Source organism: Levilactobacillus andaensis, from assembly GCF_016861695.1.
GTDB lineage: Bacteria > Bacillota > Bacilli > Lactobacillales > Lactobacillaceae > Levilactobacillus > Levilactobacillus andaensis.
In genome coordinates this window covers 58,087-73,132 of the sequence record NZ_BOLP01000007.1, presented here as the reverse complement: position 1 = coordinate 73,132, position 15,046 = coordinate 58,087, and the positions used below count along the sequence as shown (strand labels likewise).

Annotated in this window: 16 protein-coding genes; 10 read left to right on the top strand and 6 right to left on the bottom strand. The window is 52.1% G+C overall.

Features of this window, described 5'->3' with window-relative positions; translation table 11 throughout:
* The first annotated feature begins 212 nt into the window (after nucleotides 1-212).
* From mnmE to JUF10_RS07140, 5 genes are all read left to right on the top strand, one after another.
* On the top strand, nucleotides 213-1,607 hold the full coding sequence (gene mnmE / locus JUF10_RS07160; RefSeq protein WP_203641540.1) for a tRNA uridine-5-carboxymethylaminomethyl(34) synthesis GTPase MnmE: 1,395 nt from the start codon (nucleotides 213-215) through the stop codon (nucleotides 1,605-1,607).
* 85 nt (nucleotides 1,608-1,692) lie between these two features.
* Nucleotides 1,693-3,603: a tRNA uridine-5-carboxymethylaminomethyl(34) synthesis enzyme MnmG gene (mnmG, locus tag JUF10_RS07155; protein ID WP_203641539.1), complete on the top strand. Its 1,911-nt coding sequence runs from the start codon at nucleotides 1,693-1,695 to the stop codon at nucleotides 3,601-3,603.
* A gap of 351 nt (nucleotides 3,604-3,954) precedes the next feature.
* A complete protein-coding gene (locus tag JUF10_RS07150) occupies nucleotides 3,955-4,341 on the top strand; it encodes a hypothetical protein (protein ID WP_203641538.1) in 387 nt (128 codons plus the stop codon).
* Nucleotides 4,342-4,351: 10 nt separating this feature from the next.
* Nucleotides 4,352-5,092, top strand: coding sequence for a nicotinamide riboside transporter PnuC (gene pnuC / locus JUF10_RS07145; protein ID WP_203641537.1), 741 nt, complete (start codon nucleotides 4,352-4,354; stop codon nucleotides 5,090-5,092).
* A 77-nt stretch (nucleotides 5,093-5,169) separates the two neighbouring features.
* Nucleotides 5,170-5,403: a type II toxin-antitoxin system Phd/YefM family antitoxin gene (locus JUF10_RS07140; protein ID WP_236008182.1), complete on the top strand. Its 234-nt coding sequence runs from the start codon at nucleotides 5,170-5,172 to the stop codon at nucleotides 5,401-5,403.
* 4 nt (nucleotides 5,404-5,407) lie between these two features.
* Here the strand turns inward: JUF10_RS07140 and JUF10_RS07135 are convergent, their stop codons facing one another.
* The 4 genes from JUF10_RS07135 to JUF10_RS07120 form a co-directional block, all read right to left on the bottom strand.
* A complete protein-coding gene (locus JUF10_RS07135) occupies nucleotides 5,408-6,091 on the bottom strand; it encodes an HAD family hydrolase (RefSeq protein ID WP_203641536.1) in 684 nt (227 codons plus the stop codon).
* A 119-nt stretch (nucleotides 6,092-6,210) separates the two neighbouring features.
* On the bottom strand, nucleotides 6,211-6,477 hold the full coding sequence (locus JUF10_RS07130) for a hypothetical protein (protein WP_203641535.1): 267 nt from the start codon (nucleotides 6,475-6,477) through the stop codon (nucleotides 6,211-6,213).
* A gap of 105 nt (nucleotides 6,478-6,582) precedes the next feature.
* A complete protein-coding gene (gene brnQ, locus JUF10_RS07125; protein ID WP_203641534.1) occupies nucleotides 6,583-7,917 on the bottom strand; it encodes a branched-chain amino acid transport system II carrier protein in 1,335 nt (444 codons plus the stop codon).
* A gap of 119 nt (nucleotides 7,918-8,036) precedes the next feature.
* A complete protein-coding gene (locus JUF10_RS07120; protein WP_203641533.1) occupies nucleotides 8,037-8,684 on the bottom strand; it encodes an NAD(P)-dependent oxidoreductase in 648 nt (215 codons plus the stop codon).
* 121 nt (nucleotides 8,685-8,805) lie between these two features.
* Between JUF10_RS07120 and JUF10_RS07115 the strand changes: the two genes are divergently transcribed.
* Nucleotides 8,806-9,360, top strand: a complete 555-nt coding sequence (locus JUF10_RS07115; RefSeq protein WP_203641532.1) for a GNAT family N-acetyltransferase — start codon at nucleotides 8,806-8,808, stop codon at nucleotides 9,358-9,360.
* 70 nt (nucleotides 9,361-9,430) lie between these two features.
* Here the strand turns inward: JUF10_RS07115 and JUF10_RS07110 are convergent, their stop codons facing one another.
* On the bottom strand, nucleotides 9,431-9,952 hold the full coding sequence (locus JUF10_RS07110; protein WP_203641531.1) for an acyl-CoA thioesterase: 522 nt from the start codon (nucleotides 9,950-9,952) through the stop codon (nucleotides 9,431-9,433).
* A gap of 193 nt (nucleotides 9,953-10,145) precedes the next feature.
* Between JUF10_RS07110 and JUF10_RS07105 the strand changes: the two genes are divergently transcribed.
* Nucleotides 10,146-11,354, top strand: a complete 1,209-nt coding sequence (locus tag JUF10_RS07105; RefSeq protein ID WP_203641530.1) for a condensation domain-containing protein — start codon at nucleotides 10,146-10,148, stop codon at nucleotides 11,352-11,354.
* 48 nt (nucleotides 11,355-11,402) lie between these two features.
* On the opposite strand, the gene JUF10_RS07100 is transcribed toward JUF10_RS07105, so the two are convergent.
* Nucleotides 11,403-12,596 carry a multidrug effflux MFS transporter gene (locus JUF10_RS07100; protein ID WP_203641529.1) on the bottom strand — a complete coding sequence of 398 codons (1,194 nt, stop codon included), beginning with the start codon at nucleotides 12,594-12,596 and terminating at the stop codon, nucleotides 11,403-11,405.
* Between the two features lie 363 nt (nucleotides 12,597-12,959).
* Between JUF10_RS07100 and lepB the strand changes: the two genes are divergently transcribed.
* The 3 genes from lepB (at nucleotide 12,960) to JUF10_RS07085 (ending at nucleotide 14,968) form a co-directional block, all read left to right on the top strand.
* Nucleotides 12,960-13,547 (top strand): signal peptidase I, encoded by a 588-nt coding sequence (lepB, locus tag JUF10_RS07095; protein ID WP_203641528.1) that lies wholly within the window; start codon nucleotides 12,960-12,962, stop codon nucleotides 13,545-13,547.
* Between the two features lie 141 nt (nucleotides 13,548-13,688).
* Complete coding sequence (locus tag JUF10_RS07090; protein ID WP_203641527.1) at nucleotides 13,689-14,141, top strand: MarR family winged helix-turn-helix transcriptional regulator; 453 nt, start codon at nucleotides 13,689-13,691, stop codon at nucleotides 14,139-14,141.
* 179 nt (nucleotides 14,142-14,320) lie between these two features.
* Nucleotides 14,321-14,968, top strand: coding sequence for a TetR/AcrR family transcriptional regulator (locus JUF10_RS07085; RefSeq protein WP_203641526.1), 648 nt, complete (start codon nucleotides 14,321-14,323; stop codon nucleotides 14,966-14,968).
* Nucleotides 14,969-15,046 lie beyond the last annotated feature (78 nt).

The following is a 15,046-nucleotide window of genomic DNA, read 5'->3' as shown; positions in this document are numbered from 1 at the left end:
CCGATTGCCCTTATAGTGAAGACAATCATTCTTATCAAGTTTATGATAAAGTAGTGAAAGTACTTTATCCGCGCACAGTTAGGTGGCGTGGAGTAGGTGCTTTTTTTTATGGCGTTAAATGATACACCAGGCCTGTTGATAGTCATTATTAGGCGATGGGTCGCTAAACTTGAGGTAAGAACCAACATTGAAAAGAACAAGGAGGATGGCTCATGGCAGTCACGACCACAGAATTTGATACGATTGCGGCAATTTCGACCCCACCTGGTGAGGGGGGCATCTCCATCATTCGGTTGAGCGGTGAAGAGGTCTTTGACGTTGCAGAAAAGCTGTTTAAGGGGGCTGACTTGACCAAAGCGGCCACCCACACGATTCACTACGGCCACATTATCGACCCGGAGAACGGTGAAGAAGTCGATGAGGTCATGGCGACCGTGATGCGGGCACCCAAGACGTACACCAAGGAAGACATTATCGAGATCAACTGTCACGGTGGTATCGTGGCCACGAACCGGATCTTACAGCTGTGCTTGAGTTACGGCGCGCGGTTGGCTGAACCCGGCGAGTACACCAAGCGGGCCTTTCTCAATGGGCGAATCGATTTGACCCAGGCGGAATCCGTGATGGATCTGATTCGGGCGAAAACGGACAAGTCTATGAAGGTTGCTTTAGACCAATTAGACGGAAATTTGTCTCATTTGATTAGAAACTTGCGGCAAGACATCTTGGATGCGCTAGCCCAAGTGGAAGTCAACATCGACTACCCCGAGTACGACGACGTGGAAACGATGACGACCAAGATGTTGCTGGAGAAGGCCCAAGAGGTCCAAAAGCAGATCAAAGTGCTGCTCGCGACCGCTAAGCAAGGGAAGGTCTTGCGTGAAGGCCTCGCCACCGCCATTGTTGGCCGGCCGAACGTGGGGAAGAGTAGTTTGCTCAACCACCTGCTGCATGAAGACAAGGCCATCGTGACCGACGTTGCTGGGACCACGCGTGATGTGATCGAGGAATACGTGAACGTCAAAGGGGTGCCATTGAAGCTGATCGACACGGCCGGTATTCGCGATACCACGGATAAGGTCGAAAAGATTGGGGTCGAACGCTCGCGGAAGGCCATCAACACCGCTGATTTGGTGATGCTGGTCTTGAATGCCAGTGAAGCATTGACCGCTGAAGACAAGGCGTTACTGAAGGCCACAGCCGACACGCAACGAATCCTCATTTTGAACAAGACGGACCTGCCAATGAAGCTGGATCTGGACGCGGTGAAGGCCGCTGCTGGGAATAGCCCGATCATTGAAACGTCGATTCTGCAGAGCACGGGGATGGATCAGCTGGAAGGCACCATCGCCCACCTGTTCTTCGATGAAGGCATCGAGTCCAATCAAAACAACGTGATGGTCACGAACGCCCGGCACATTGGCCTGCTCCATCAAGCCAGCGATGCCTTGACGGACGTTCAGAGTGGAATCGCTGCGGGGATGCCGGTCGACCTAGTGCAGATCGACATGACGCGCGCCTGGGACCTACTCGGTGAAATCACCGGGGATAGCTACCAAGACGAACTGCTCGACCAGTTGTTTAGCCAGTTCTGTTTAGGGAAATAACCTAAATCTATTCTATTTAAAAATAAAATCAAAAGAGACCGTTTAGCCGCCGTCAGTGGCAGTTAAGCATGGAGGGAAAGAACCAATGACTGAAGTAATTGAATATCCCGGTCAGGACTACGACGTTATCGTCGTGGGAGCCGGCCATGCTGGTAGTGAAGCCGCATTAGCTGCCGCCCGGATGGGAAACAAAACCTTATTAATGACGATCAACTTGGACATGGTGGCCTTTATGCCATGTAACCCGTCTGTCGGTGGCCCCGCAAAGGGTATCGTCGTTCGTGAAATCGATGCATTAGGTGGCGAAATGGGCCGCAATATCGATAAGACTTACGTGCAGATGCGGATGCTGAACACCGGTAAGGGACCGGCCGTCCGTGCCTTACGCGCTCAAGCCGACAAGCACGCCTACCATGCCGAAATGAAGCACACCATCGAACGCGAGCCTAACTTGACCCTGCGTCAGGGAATTGTGGACGATTTGATCGTAGAAGACGGCGCCTGCAAAGGGGTCATCACCAACACCGGTGCGCGTTACAGCGCCAAGGCTGTGGTTATTGCGGCTGGGACCGCTGCTCGCGGCAAGATCATCATCGGGGAACTGATGTATTCGTCTGGTCCGAACAACTCCCAACCCGCCAACAAATTGACGGCTAACCTGCCGAAGTACGGTTTTGACCTCGAACGGTTCAAGACTGGGACGCCACCACGGGTCGACGGCAACACGATTCACTACGATGAGACCGAGGAACAGCCTGGGGACAAGGAGCCGAACCACTTTAGCTTCACAACGCCAGACAGTGCCTACATCGACATCAAGAATCAGCTGTCTTGCTGGTTGACGTACACGAACCAAAAGACGCATGAGATCATCAAGGCCAACCTCGACCGCGCCCCAATGTTTACGGGTGTTATCGAAGGGGTCGGCCCTCGTTACTGCCCGTCCATTGAAGATAAAATCGTGCGGTTCGCTGACAAGCCACGGCACCAACTCTTCTTGGAACCAGAAGGCCGAAACACTGATGAATGGTACGTCCAAGGCCTTTCAACCTCGATGCCAGAAGAAGTTCAACAGAAGATTCTTCACTCCATCAAGGGGCTAGAAGACGCGCAAATGATGCGGCCAGGTTACGCCATCGAATACGATGTTGTTTCCCCTTACCAATTGCGGCCAACGTTGGAAACGAAGCCGTTAAAGAACCTGTTTACTGCGGGTCAAACGAACGGGACTTCCGGTTACGAAGAAGCTGCTGGTCAGGGTCTGTTAGCCGGGATCAATGCCGGGTTGCGGGCACTGGGTAAGCCAGGCTTTACGTTGAAGCGTTCCGACGCCTACATTGGTGTCATGGTCGATGACTTGGTGACCAAGGGAACCAAAGAGCCTTACCGTCTGCTGACGAGTCGGGCAGAATACCGATTGATTTTGCGGCACGATAACGCCGACCTGCGTTTGACGGCGAAGGGTCATGAATTAGGTCTGATCAGCGACGAACGCTACGCCGACTTCTTGGCTAAAAAGGCAGCTTTGAAGGCCGAAATCGAACGGTTGAACAGCATTCGTATCAAGCCCAATGACGCCATCAACGCCTTTATTGAGAGTCACGGCGACAAGCCACTTCAAGATGGCGTGTTAGCCGCAGTCTTCTTACGGCGGCCGTACGTCGATTACCAAACGTTGCTACAGTTCATTCCGGCACCAGAACAGCCTTTGGACCGGCACATCATTGAGGAAATCGAAGTGTCACTGAAGTATGCGGGCTACATCAAGAAGGCCGAGGACAACGTGGCCAAGTTGAAGCGGATGGAGGCCAAGGCTATCCCCGCTAAGATCGACTACGATGCCATCGACGGTCTCGCAACCGAAGCTCACCAAAAATTAAAGAAGATTCAACCCGAAACGTTAGCGCAGGCTAGCCGGATCAGTGGGGTCAATCCCGCTGATATCGCCATTCTGAGCGTTTATATCGAACAGGGTAAGATTGCCAAAGTGAACTAGATTTGGGGATGTCAAAAGAGCTGTGAGAATTTATCGCAGCTCTTTTTGTTTACAGTAATTTAGTTATTAATAATAAAAAGTGATTAGTTATTATTAAATTAATAACTAGAATACATAAACTTTACACGTTCTTTGCGTGAATGACACGGAGCGTTGGTAAAGTTGGAAGCTGTAGTGAGATAATTATCAGCTCTAACCACTTGGATGCTGAAGAGTTTTGACCATGGCGAAACTCAGTCATTTTTTTACATAAAGAAGGTCACCGAACGGATGGGGCTGAATATCTAGCCAGCTAAGTGGTGGCAACGGTAAACTCATGCTATGTTCTGCTGGCTTGAGGGGAGGAAACACGTGCTGACGGGATTACAGATTGTTGGGCTGGTACTGACGGTAATTTTTTACGGCTGGCACTGGCGATTAGTGCGGCAATTACCGTCGCAGATCAGCGCGATGCGGAACCGGTGGCGGTATTTAGCGCACAGCTTTCTAGTTCTGAGTTTACTTTACATGGGCTTAGGTTCGTGGCAAGTGGCTTGGCTAGACGAGCGGGTCTTAGTCTTACTGGTGATGGTGAACGCGGCAGTCTTGGTGGCCCGTGTATTGTGGCAGCGCCAACATCCGTTTCCAGAACCCGACCGTTTATTACGACAAATTCAAGTAAAGCTACTGACGCTGAGCCAGGTTTTGTTGTTGATTGTCTTACTCGCAACTCTTGATACACTAGTCGCTGAAAATTAGGGGGATTAACATGACAAATACGCAGTCACACGGCTGGTGGTTCAACCAGCTGTTCACGAATTGGAAAAAGTTTGAGGTCATCTATGTGTCGCTCTTATTGATTTTGCAGGTTGCCGTTTACGCGGTCGTGCCGGATAGTTTAATTGGAATGATCTCCGGAGTTATGGGCGTGCTGTGCCTGATCTACGGGATGAAGGGACGGAAAATCTCCTTTATTTTCGGTCTGGTTCAGTGTTTGGCGATGACGTATATTGCATGGATCAGCCACGCATACGGCTCGTTTGCGATGGATATCATCTACGTCGTCTCACAACCGATCGGCTGGGTGATGTGGGGGCGTGATGAGGCGACCCACTCATTTGCTAAGCAGACGCGGAACATGATCTTTGTTGGCGCATTTGTGGCCTGGATCATTGGCTGGGTCGTGCTGGCGATGCTCCATGGGCAGTTACCTTACTTTGATTCCATCAACTTCGTGGTCAGCTTGATTGCCCAATTGCTGTATATTCTGAAATTCAAGGAAAACTGGTCATTGTGGATCGTCGTCAACATTGCCAACGTCATCTATTGGGGGACGTTGACCGTGCAAACACTGATGGGAGTCACAAAGATCGGGTCGCTTGGGGCCAATCTGTCCCAAGTCGCCTTACAAGCGGCGTTACTGTTTAACGCCGTCTACGCAACGAAGGTTTGGGCCAGCGGTGAAGCCGATAATGAAGGTGGCGCCGGAACCAGCCAACAGACAAAATAAAACGCGACAAAGAACTCGCCCGTTAACGTCATTTTCAACGCTAACGGGCGAGTTTTGCGACCTTAGGAGGAAATTTAATGATGAAACACTATTCACCGGAAACAGCGCAAACCGACCTGATGGAACTCTTGACGGCGGTCCACCAATTAAAAGAAACCATTGTGATCACGCCAACGGACGCCAATGACGCACAGGCGGCGGTATTGGTACCCAAAAGCGAGTGGGAAGCCTTGCGTGAGCTAGCCTTTCTACAGCAATCACCGCTAATAGTAGCCGAGAGCCAGCCCACGACCGAGGTGGAGTGGGGCTAAGCGGTTATTTCAGAATCAAGCGGGCTACGGTCGTAAAGTCGGCGGCTTCAAAGGTTGGCTGGTAGGCGACGGGATTAGCTGTGTGCTGAGGATTGTACCAGATACTGGGCAGTTGAACGTTGTTAGCGCCCAGTACGTCTGACTGCAGGCGGTCACCTACCATGAGGGTATTGGCGGCGGTCAGATCGGGGTGTTGCGCGAAAATCGGGGCAAAGAAGCGCGGGTCAGGCTTATTGAAACCAACGTCTTGAGAGATATAGACGGCGTCAAAGTAAGCGCCGATTCCCGAGCCGTCTAAGCGATTGAGCTGCGTGTGTTTGGTGCCATTCGTGCCGACTAAGAGGTGGACCCCGGCCGATTTGAGCTGCGTTAACAGGTCACGAGCACCGGGAAGCGTGTAAAAATTGTGATTGAGCATGTCGTTGTATTCAGCTTCTAAGGCGACACCATCGACCGCGATGTCCAGTGCCTTAAAGGTCAGTGCAAATCGCTGGTTGAGGAGCGGTTGTCGCGGGGCACCCTGTTCGATACGCTGCCAAATGTCGCGGTTGAAGTGAACGTAGGTGTCAAAGCCTCGTCGAATATCAGGGGCGCCGTACTTTTTAAGGATGGCAGTGATTCCCTCTATTTCACCGCGCGTAAAGTCGAGTAAGGTATCGTCTAAGTCAAAAATTGCATATTTTTTCACAGGAGTCCATCCTTTGTCATTGAATTTTCCTTAGTTTAGCGCAAATCCGCTGAAATTTCAGCAAGAAAAAAGCGGCCCGACAACGATGGTTGGCAGCTCGCTTGGTATTTTGAATATTGTTAAGGGTGACTCCCGATAATAAAGGCCCGGGCAATGGAAAGAATCAGATAAGTGACTTGGATTGCGAGGTCGATTTTATTGAGGGGATGGGTGTCAGCGGTGCTTTCAAAAACATTGAAATGCAGCATCGCCGTGATTAACGAACTAAAGCAGAGAAAGGCAACAATGACGGGCTGTTGAATAAACAACATGGCAAAGAGTAACACCAACGTCAATAGACTTACGCCGATCTTGGCGGGGGTTACTGGGTAACGGTCTTGAGTCATCCTAAACACCTCGTTTCGTTCGAAATATGAGAATATGAGATTTTAATTACAACCATCATACCAGATATTTCAAGTCAACGGGGAATTAATTGCCCAGAAAGTGAGTTATGCTCCTTTAACCGCAGCAACGACTTTGCCTAAAACGACGCCGATCAGTGCGGGAACGACCCAACTGAACCCTAGACTGGCGAGTGGCAGATGGCTGTTCAGAGCCAAAATACCTTGAATCCAGCCGGCATGTTGCAGGGCCAGCGGGAGTGCCGCCACGCCAGAGAAGATGGCGGGAATGATGGTGAAGAGTATGCTGAGACCCCACAACCAGCGGCTCGTCCCTAGTAATGGCGACAAGACGGCGAGGATGATCAGTACGATAGCCAAGGGGTACAGGAACATCAGGACTGGCGTGGAGTAGGTGATCATTTTCGTAAGACCAACGTTGGCGATCAGGCACGGCACGACACTGGCGAAGATGGTCAGCACTGGGTAGGATAATTTGGGAAACATTTCGTGCAGGGTATCACCGAATGCGGAGATTAATCCAATCGATGTTTTTAAGCAGGCAATAATCACAATCAGTGCGAGCAAGGCGTTCCCAAAGGCACCAAAGTAATAGTTAGCAATCTGCGCTAGGGTAATCCCCCCGTTAGCAGCGAGGTTAAATTGGCCTAAGCTCATCGTGCCCATCAAGGCCAGCAGCGTGTAAATCAGCCCCATCAAAAGAACACTGATGGTCCCGGCCTTGATGATATCCTTGGCGATTTGACCGGGATCAGTGACACCAAGGGCGCGAATACTGTCAATCACGACGATGCCAAAGGCCAGGGAGGCCAGGGCATCTAGCGTGTTGTAACCTTCAGTAAAGCCGCGGAGCAGGGGACTGCTGGCGTAGGCGCCGTGAGCAGTTGTCGCAAAGCCGCCCATGGGTTTGATGAAGGCGGCAAGCATCAGGAGCCCCAAGAGAATCAGAAACAATGGGGTCAACCATTTACCAATGTAAGTCATCAGCTTGCCCGGATTTCGCGCTAACCACCATGAAACGGCAAAGAAGAGCACGGAGAAGAGGGCGAGGGTCAGAGCTTGATGGGCCTGTGGGATAAAGGGAGCGAGCCCAATCTGAAACGAGGTCGTGGCCAGTCGGGGCACGGCGAAGAAGGGGCCCACGGTCAGATACAGTAGGATCGTAAACATGTAGGCAAAGGGCCGGTTGACCTTACTGGCGAGGTCAAAGACCCCCTCACTGCGCGTCAGACCGATACCGGCGACCCCCAACAGGGGCAACCCAATACCAGTTATGAGCAGACCAACGATGGCTGCACCGACATGGTGACCGGCTTGTTGTCCTAAGAAGACAGGGAAAATCAGGTTACCAGCGCCGAAGAAGAGGCCGAAGAGCATCATGCCGATGAACAGCATCTCTCGCCAGTTTAATCGAGTTTTCAATATAATCGCAACTTTCTATAGAGAAGGTATGGCATTTAGCCACGGGTAATCATAACAAAAAACGCCGCCCGAGGGAACGGGCGACGCTAGAAAGTTTTGACTTCGGTTGGTGACTGACGTTATTTGTCGGCGACCGTGAAACGCGTTTGGTGATGCTGAGGCTTTTCAATTTCATCGAGGATGGTGACGGCCATAGTACCAGCAGAGGTTCCCGATTCCTTTTGTGCGTTGACCAGTAACTCATCGACGCCTAACAAGGCGGGAACGGCTTCTCCGGGATGGAAATTCGCAGCAGGAGACACGCCGACCCAGTTGACGTTGTCGACATCGCGTAAGAAGTTGAGCTCCTTGAGTTGATTCTGGGGAATACTAATGAAACCGGCTGCGTTGGGGTCCTTGGCAATATCGTTGACGAATAAATGCTTATCGTCGCCGGTCTGGAGACTACCAGCGCCGAGGATGAAGACGAGACGGGGATGATCGGTGTCCCGTAATAGGCTGACCAGTTTGGTGGCAAGGTCAACGTGTAAGTAGGCCTTATCTGGCGCTGTTGCGAAGGCATCAACGACCACGTCGGCATCGGCCAGGTCCGCAGCAGTCAAGGCAAAGGCGTCTTGCACCTTGGTGGTTAAATTGAAGTCCTCAGGTAATGCCATCAACTTTTCAGCTGAACGTGCTAGGGCAGTGACTTGATGGCCGCGGTGTAAAGCCTCTTCTACAACAGCTGATCCGGCCATACCGGTGGCACCAATAACAGTAATTTTCATAAATTCTCGTCCTCCTTTTGTTTGGGACCATTATAGTTGATTTAGTGGTGGGCACCAACTATTTTGGCGGCTGGGTGACTTGTGGTACAGTTAGAGCAATATCGTGAGGGGGTCGCTAAAGATGAAGGATGTCGTACAAGGAAATTGGGTTCACTTAACGGAAATGCGGGACGGGGATGCCGAGTGGCTACAGGATACGCAGTGGGAACCAGGGCTATTGCGAAACTTGTCAGCGGATGCCTTTCATCCTTGGACGGCTGCGGAATATAGCGAGCTGGCCGCCGAGCCGGACAGCAACGAACACTTCTTCTTCATGGTACGGGCCAACGCCGATGATGGGTTATTGGGCTGGGTCATGCTTGACGACGTTTACTTCAAAAACCGCCGGGCAACGCTGGGCATTGCGTTGCCGGTGGCGAGTGACCGGGGTCAGGGGTATGGCGAGGATACGCTGAACACGATTCTGTCGTTTGCGTTTAACGAGTTAGGTTTACATAAGGTGACTTTAGAGGTCAATGCCAACAACGAAGCCGCTATTCATGCTTACGAGACGGTCGGTTTCGTTCGCGAGGGCGTGAACCGTGAGGCTGTTTTTCAAGACGGCCAGTGGCTCGACCTGTACGCGTATGGGGTGTTGGCTAGCGAATGGGCAACTGTTTCACGTGAAACAAATTAACCTAAAAAGGCGACTGTCTCAGCTACTAATTTCCGTAGCGAGGCAGTCGTTTTGTTTCACGTGGAACTTTTTAAATGGGCCAAGGCGAGTCGACCACCACGTGATCGTTGAGTTCGGCCTGTTCGGCCCGGCGTTGTTTCCGCTGAGCATTACGTTTTTCGTAACCGGAAACGATGTAACGTTGTTCGTCGGTCACCGGCTTAACGGGTGGCAGGGGAGTCGTTGCGCGGCGGTCCTCGATGACGTAGGTGATGAAGCAGGTGTAGCCCACGAAGCGTTCACCAGTGGTCAGGTTTTCGCCAATGATTTTGACGAAGACTTCCAGTGACCGAGTCCCGGTCCCCGAAACGTAGGCTTCAAGGAACATGGAGTCATCCAGGTGGAACGGTTCTAGAAAGCTGACGTGGTCAAAGGATGCCGTGACGACGGTCTTGTGAGTCAGCCGAACGGCAGCAACGGAAGCGCTGTCATCTACCAACGACAAAATCTTTCCACCAAAGACGGACTCATGCTCGTTTAGGTCGGGTTGGAAGACGCGGTGGCTGGTCACGATTAGTGTGGCATTACAGGATACGGGTGTTTGATTTACCAAAGGATTCACCTCATGAATTTAGATTCGTTTCTTCCATTCTAACAGACCCGACCGGAGTTACCACTCATTTTGCTGGGGAATGGCCCCGCAGATTACGAGACTATTAATTTTTAGCAATGTCGTTGCGCCGGAATAGAGAAATGCCCCCACTCTTTGTTATACTGTGGCTAATCAATCAAGGAGGGGTGTTAGCATGAATTTTCATGGCGAACCGTTAGACTTAATGCCGACGCTGGATGCAGCGCAAACTTATCCGCTACTCGAGTGTACGCTGAGTTTGACGCACCCCATTGACGTGACCCAGTTACAGGCCGCTGTTCGCACCACGCAGACGGTTGTTCCGCAGATTTTCAGCCGCTATAACTTCCGGTGGAATCGCTTTGAGGAGGCTCCTGCGACTGGCGCTCACGTGATCGAAGAATATACCGTGAGTCATGACCCCGGCCGTGCCCAGCTTGACGTGCTTGTGGGGCCGCAGTTGAAAATTCAAGTCATTCACATGGACGATTACGACCAGTTGCGGCTGTCAATGAGTCGCTTGCTGACGGATGGTGAAGGCTTTAAACACTACCTCTATCTTTTGGCCGCAGCCTATGCGGGGCAAGACTTAACTAACTTTACGAATGAGCGCAGTGTCCGCAAAATCTTGGCCCATTTACGCGCTCAAAAAAGTGGCCCATTGACGGAACCCCTGCGGTCCAACGAGGCCATGCCCCAGTTCAATGGGGATATTCACCATCATCGTGGCGAGGCGACCATCCCGCAAGTCGAGAGTCGCCGGTTGCGGCAGAAGGCTATGGAACAGGGCGTGACCATGAATGCGGTCCTGTTAGCGGCTTACGCGTGCGCACTCTTTACGTTGACCGGTGAACGGCAATTGGTGATTCCCTACCAGGTCGATTTACGGTTACACGGCCCGGTCGCCGCAACCAACATCGTGCAGGTCGCCAATCTGACCAGCGAGATGCCGATCCCCATCACCGTGCTTGAGGGGGAGGACTTCCAAGACGTGGTTCAGCGCACGCAGACGACCATTAGTCAGTTGCGCGAGGCGCTGGCTTACCTGCCACCCTTGGTCGAACTCAGCCGGATGAGTCGGGCCTTGCCACCGGAGTTGGTCCGTCGGCTCGTGCGTAAACGACACACCAATGCGGCCATTTCCTTCGCCAACTTTGGGCACATCGATCATACACGACTGGACTTCAAGGGCATCGCGGTCACCCAGATCTACTTTGCGGGCGCGTACCGGCCGATGCCGAACTTTCAACTGACCGTTAGCATTTACCACGACACATGGACGCTGGCGTTTCGCATGATGGGGTCCGAGCCGGACTATCAGTTAGGGATTAAAATTTTAAGAAACGTCGCCACCCAGCTCACACAATGGGCGCGACAGGCGTAAACCGTAAAAAAACGCGTCTCCCCAATCAACGGAGAAACGCGTTTTCGTTTACGATTTAATATGGTGGCCTTGGTATTTGACTAAGCCAAACGCGCCTAGGTTGCAGACCAGCAGCATCACGCTCATGGCAGCATATGAGCTACCGGTGACCCCAACTAACGGGGAAACGATTCCCCCGCAGGCGTCTTGCGACAAGCCAATGACGGCCGATGCGCTGCCGGCGTTGTGGGTGGCCTGATCCATGATGATCGTCACAGTCAGCGTCAACAACGCCCCAATGAGGACCACGAGGACCAAGACCAAGCCAGCAACCAACCAAACGTTGGCGGGAAATAGTAGTGACACCAGCAGGACAGCACTGGTCATCGCGGCAATGAGCAAGAGGCCGGTGACCTGTTGGCGGTTCGTGTAATGACCCGCCAGTCGGCCAGGTAGGTTGCTCCCGACCACGATGCCCAGACCGTTGAAGGCATACAGCAGGCTAAAGGTCTGGGGTGCCATGCCGAAGCCCGTTTGAAAGACGAAAGTCGATGCCGAAATGTAACTGAACAGGGCCCCGTAAACCAGTCCCGTTGCTAGAATCAGCGGCCAGAAGCTGGGTTGGACCGTCAGCTTGCCCATGGCGACTAACGAGGCGCTGAAGCCCCCTGTTTGCCGTTGGTCGATCGGTAGGGACTCGTGTAAGCCCACGGCGACCGCAGCAGCGATGACGATGCCGATCACGGCCAGCAGGATGAAGATGGCCTGCCAGTCAACGTAGCGGATCATGAAGCCCCCAATGATCGGTGCGATGATTGGGAAGACCCCATTGACCGTGTTGAGCAGCGCGTAGAAGTGAGTCAGCCGTTCGCCGGAAAAGAGGTCGCGGGCCACGGCGCGGGCCAGAACCTGGCCAGTGGCGCCCGCCAAGCCCTGAACAAAACGTAGGATAATGAGGAGGGCGACGGAGTGAATGAAGGCCATGGCTAAGGAAACGAGGCCAAAGAGAATAAAACCAATAATTAAAGGTTTCCGTCGTCCGTATTGGTCCGATAGTGGACCGGCAATCAGTTGCCCCAACGCCAGGCCGATCAGACAGGCCGTGATGCTCAGTTGCATCAGTGAGGCGGTGGTCGCAAATTGCGTTTTCATTTGGGGGAGTGCGGGCAGGTACAGGTCGATAGCGAGCGGTCCCGTCGCACTTACCGTCCCCAAGAGTAGCGTCAGCCAGGCTAGCCGGCGCTTGGTGAGAGTAGGATTCATAAGTTAGCCCCTTTCTAGAGTTATATGTACAGTGTGTGTTGGGTGGTCCATCGCCTTATCGTCTAGCAGATATGGGCTAGAAAACGGTGCGACCATTTGACGTCTATTTAGTCAGCGTGTAGAGGTATTTCTCCATTATTGCCGCAAACCGGCGAATTTGCAAGCTAGGATTCGGGCGGTTGCGGCAGTGAGTTTGTCAAAAAAGTTTCAGTATCATTAAATTCTAGGAAATCGTGGGACTTTGGGCCGGTAAATGGTAAGATTGTAAGCGACCCCAAGCAGAAAGTGTTTTCCGCCGTCCGCTCGGGGTGTATGATAAGTGTAAATTATTTTATCTCTGAAAAATAAGGAGTCTCGCTCATTATGAAAGTACTAAAGGAAGTCATGAGTTGGGTCATCCCCATCGTCATTGGGTTGGCCATCGCTTTTGCCATTAAGGCCTTCGTCTTTACCCGGGTGCGGGTCGACGGACCATCGATGGAACCGAACCTGCAAAATGACGAAAAAGTTGTGGCGTTCAAGCAGTCTAAGGTCAAGCATCTCAGTGTTATCGTGTTCGATGCCCATGGTGAAGATCCCGCTGCCAAGACCAACACCAACTATGTTAAGCGGGTCATCGGATTGCCGGGTGATACGGTTGCTAGTAAGAATGGTTATATCTATGTGAACAATAAGAAAGTCAAGCAGAGCTTCATTAGCCAGAGCGAACGGACGTCCGGGACTGGTAATTGGACGCTGGCTAGCTTGGAAAAGAGTAACGGTTGGGGGAATGGTAAGGTTACGGTCGTGCCCAAGGGCAAGTACTTCGTGTTGGGTGACCACCGGAGCGTGTCCAACGATAGCCGTTACTGGGGCTTTGTCGACAAGGATAAAATCGTCGGGGTTGTGAAGGTGCCATTCTGGACGTCATCGAAGACGCGGCGCGCCAACATCAATAATATGGCTTATTAAGCGTAAATAATGTGTAAAGTGAAGGTAGTTCAGCGGACGCTGGCTACCTTTTTTGTCGCCGCTGTGTGGCTGGCGGTTACCTTGACTTTTAGTGAAAAATAGTATATGCTTGCGCACGTAAATTTAGGAAGGAGGCGGCTTATGGTCACCAGTAGTAATGATCCAGATATTTTAAAATGGCTCTCCATTGCGAACCGTTATACGCGAATTGCTCTCGACCGGCGCCTCCAACCGTACCGGCTCAACGCCAGCATGTATTATTACATTTTACGGATTCACGAACGGCCGCGGTTGACTCAGGATAAGTTAATTAACTTAACCTATCTCAACCCGAGTAACGTGACGCGGGCCATTAATCAGTTGGTTAACTTGGGATACGTCCGCAAGCGGCAGTCCAAGGCCGATAAGCGGGTCTATGAGTTGTCCTTGACCAAGCGGGGCGAGGAACTCTATCCAAAAATTGTGAAATTGCGGCAGGAAGTAGCGGATAATCTGTTGGCAGATGTGCCGGCAGAACAGCACGATGAGTTGATGGCGTTGGTCCGCCAGCTGGCATTACGGGCCGTGGAAAATGAATCGCCAAAATTAAATTAATCAGTAAAGCGTGACGGGTTAACTGCATAGTTAGCCCGTTTTATGTTAGACTATTTAGTGAGTGATTACTCACCAAAACGGGTGGGTTGGAAGCGACAAGGGTTGACGATTCGCTGCAGTGTGACAGTTAATAAAAGAAAATGGCTGATAGCCAAGAAGACGGTAACGGAGGGCTTAACGTGACAAAAGAAATGACGATTCAAGATGCTTTTCAGAACGTGATGGCGACGCGGGGGGATGTCCCGCCGAAGCAACAGCGGGTGCTCGCGGCCAGCCTAGCACTATTTGCCGAACAGGGATTCTCGAACACCACGACCAAGCAGATCGCCGCGCGGGCCGAAGTTGCCGAGGGCACCGTGTATCGGCGCTATAAGACCAAGGATGAACTGTTGGCGGCGGTCTTGGCCCCGTTTGTGTCGGAAGTTCTCCCGAATCTGATTGAGGACTTTGCGACTAATATCGTGAAGCGCGACTATATTACGCGTCATGACTTGATTGCGGCGGTCATTCAGGATCGGTTGCGTTTCGCTCAGGAAAATCGGCATGTGTTGCAGGTCCTGTTGACGGAATTATTGGTCAGAAGTGACGTGCGCGAGCAATTGGTCCCCCAGGTGGCGCCGTTACTATCTAAGAATTTATATCCCGTCTTGGATCGACTGAAGGTTAGCGGTGAACTGATCGATTGGCCGGATGACCGCATTGCCCAGTTCATGATTGGGACCATGCTGAGTCAGTTGGCCCGTGGTATTTTGGCGAATGAAGAGATCGAGTCGGCGGGACCGATGATGATCGCGTTTCTTGAGAAAGGCTTGGCACCGGAGTCGTAAGCGGGGTGTTGAGGTGAGGCCTTTTTTCTGTTGGTTGAAACGTGTGACTAAAGGCAGCTGGTTCCGCTTAACCCAGCT

Excerpts from the sequence above, each read along its gene's own strand:
- JUF10_RS07140 (WP_236008182.1), top strand. The coding sequence starts at position 5,170 with ATGATGAAACACTATTCACCGGAAACAGCGCAAACCGACCTGATGGAA.
- JUF10_RS07090 (WP_203641527.1), top strand. The coding sequence starts at position 13,689 with ATGGTCACCAGTAGTAATGATCCAGATATTTTAAAATGGCTCTCCATT.
- mnmE (WP_203641540.1), top strand. The coding sequence starts at position 213 with ATGGCAGTCACGACCACAGAATTTGATACGATTGCGGCAATTTCGACC.
- JUF10_RS07130 (WP_203641535.1), bottom strand. The coding sequence starts at position 6,477 with ATGACTCAAGACCGTTACCCAGTAACCCCCGCCAAGATCGGCGTAAGT.
- JUF10_RS07120 (WP_203641533.1), bottom strand. The coding sequence starts at position 8,684 with ATGAAAATTACTGTTATTGGTGCCACCGGTATGGCCGGATCAGCTGTT.
- lepB (WP_203641528.1), top strand. The coding sequence starts at position 12,960 with ATGAAAGTACTAAAGGAAGTCATGAGTTGGGTCATCCCCATCGTCATT.
- pnuC (WP_203641537.1), top strand. The coding sequence starts at position 4,352 with ATGACAAATACGCAGTCACACGGCTGGTGGTTCAACCAGCTGTTCACG.
- JUF10_RS07100 (WP_203641529.1), bottom strand. The coding sequence starts at position 12,596 with ATGAATCCTACTCTCACCAAGCGCCGGCTAGCCTGGCTGACGCTACTC.
- JUF10_RS07105 (WP_203641530.1), top strand. The coding sequence starts at position 10,146 with ATGAATTTTCATGGCGAACCGTTAGACTTAATGCCGACGCTGGATGCA.
- JUF10_RS07115 (WP_203641532.1), top strand. The coding sequence starts at position 8,806 with ATGAAGGATGTCGTACAAGGAAATTGGGTTCACTTAACGGAAATGCGG.
- mnmG (WP_203641539.1), top strand. The coding sequence starts at position 1,693 with ATGACTGAAGTAATTGAATATCCCGGTCAGGACTACGACGTTATCGTC.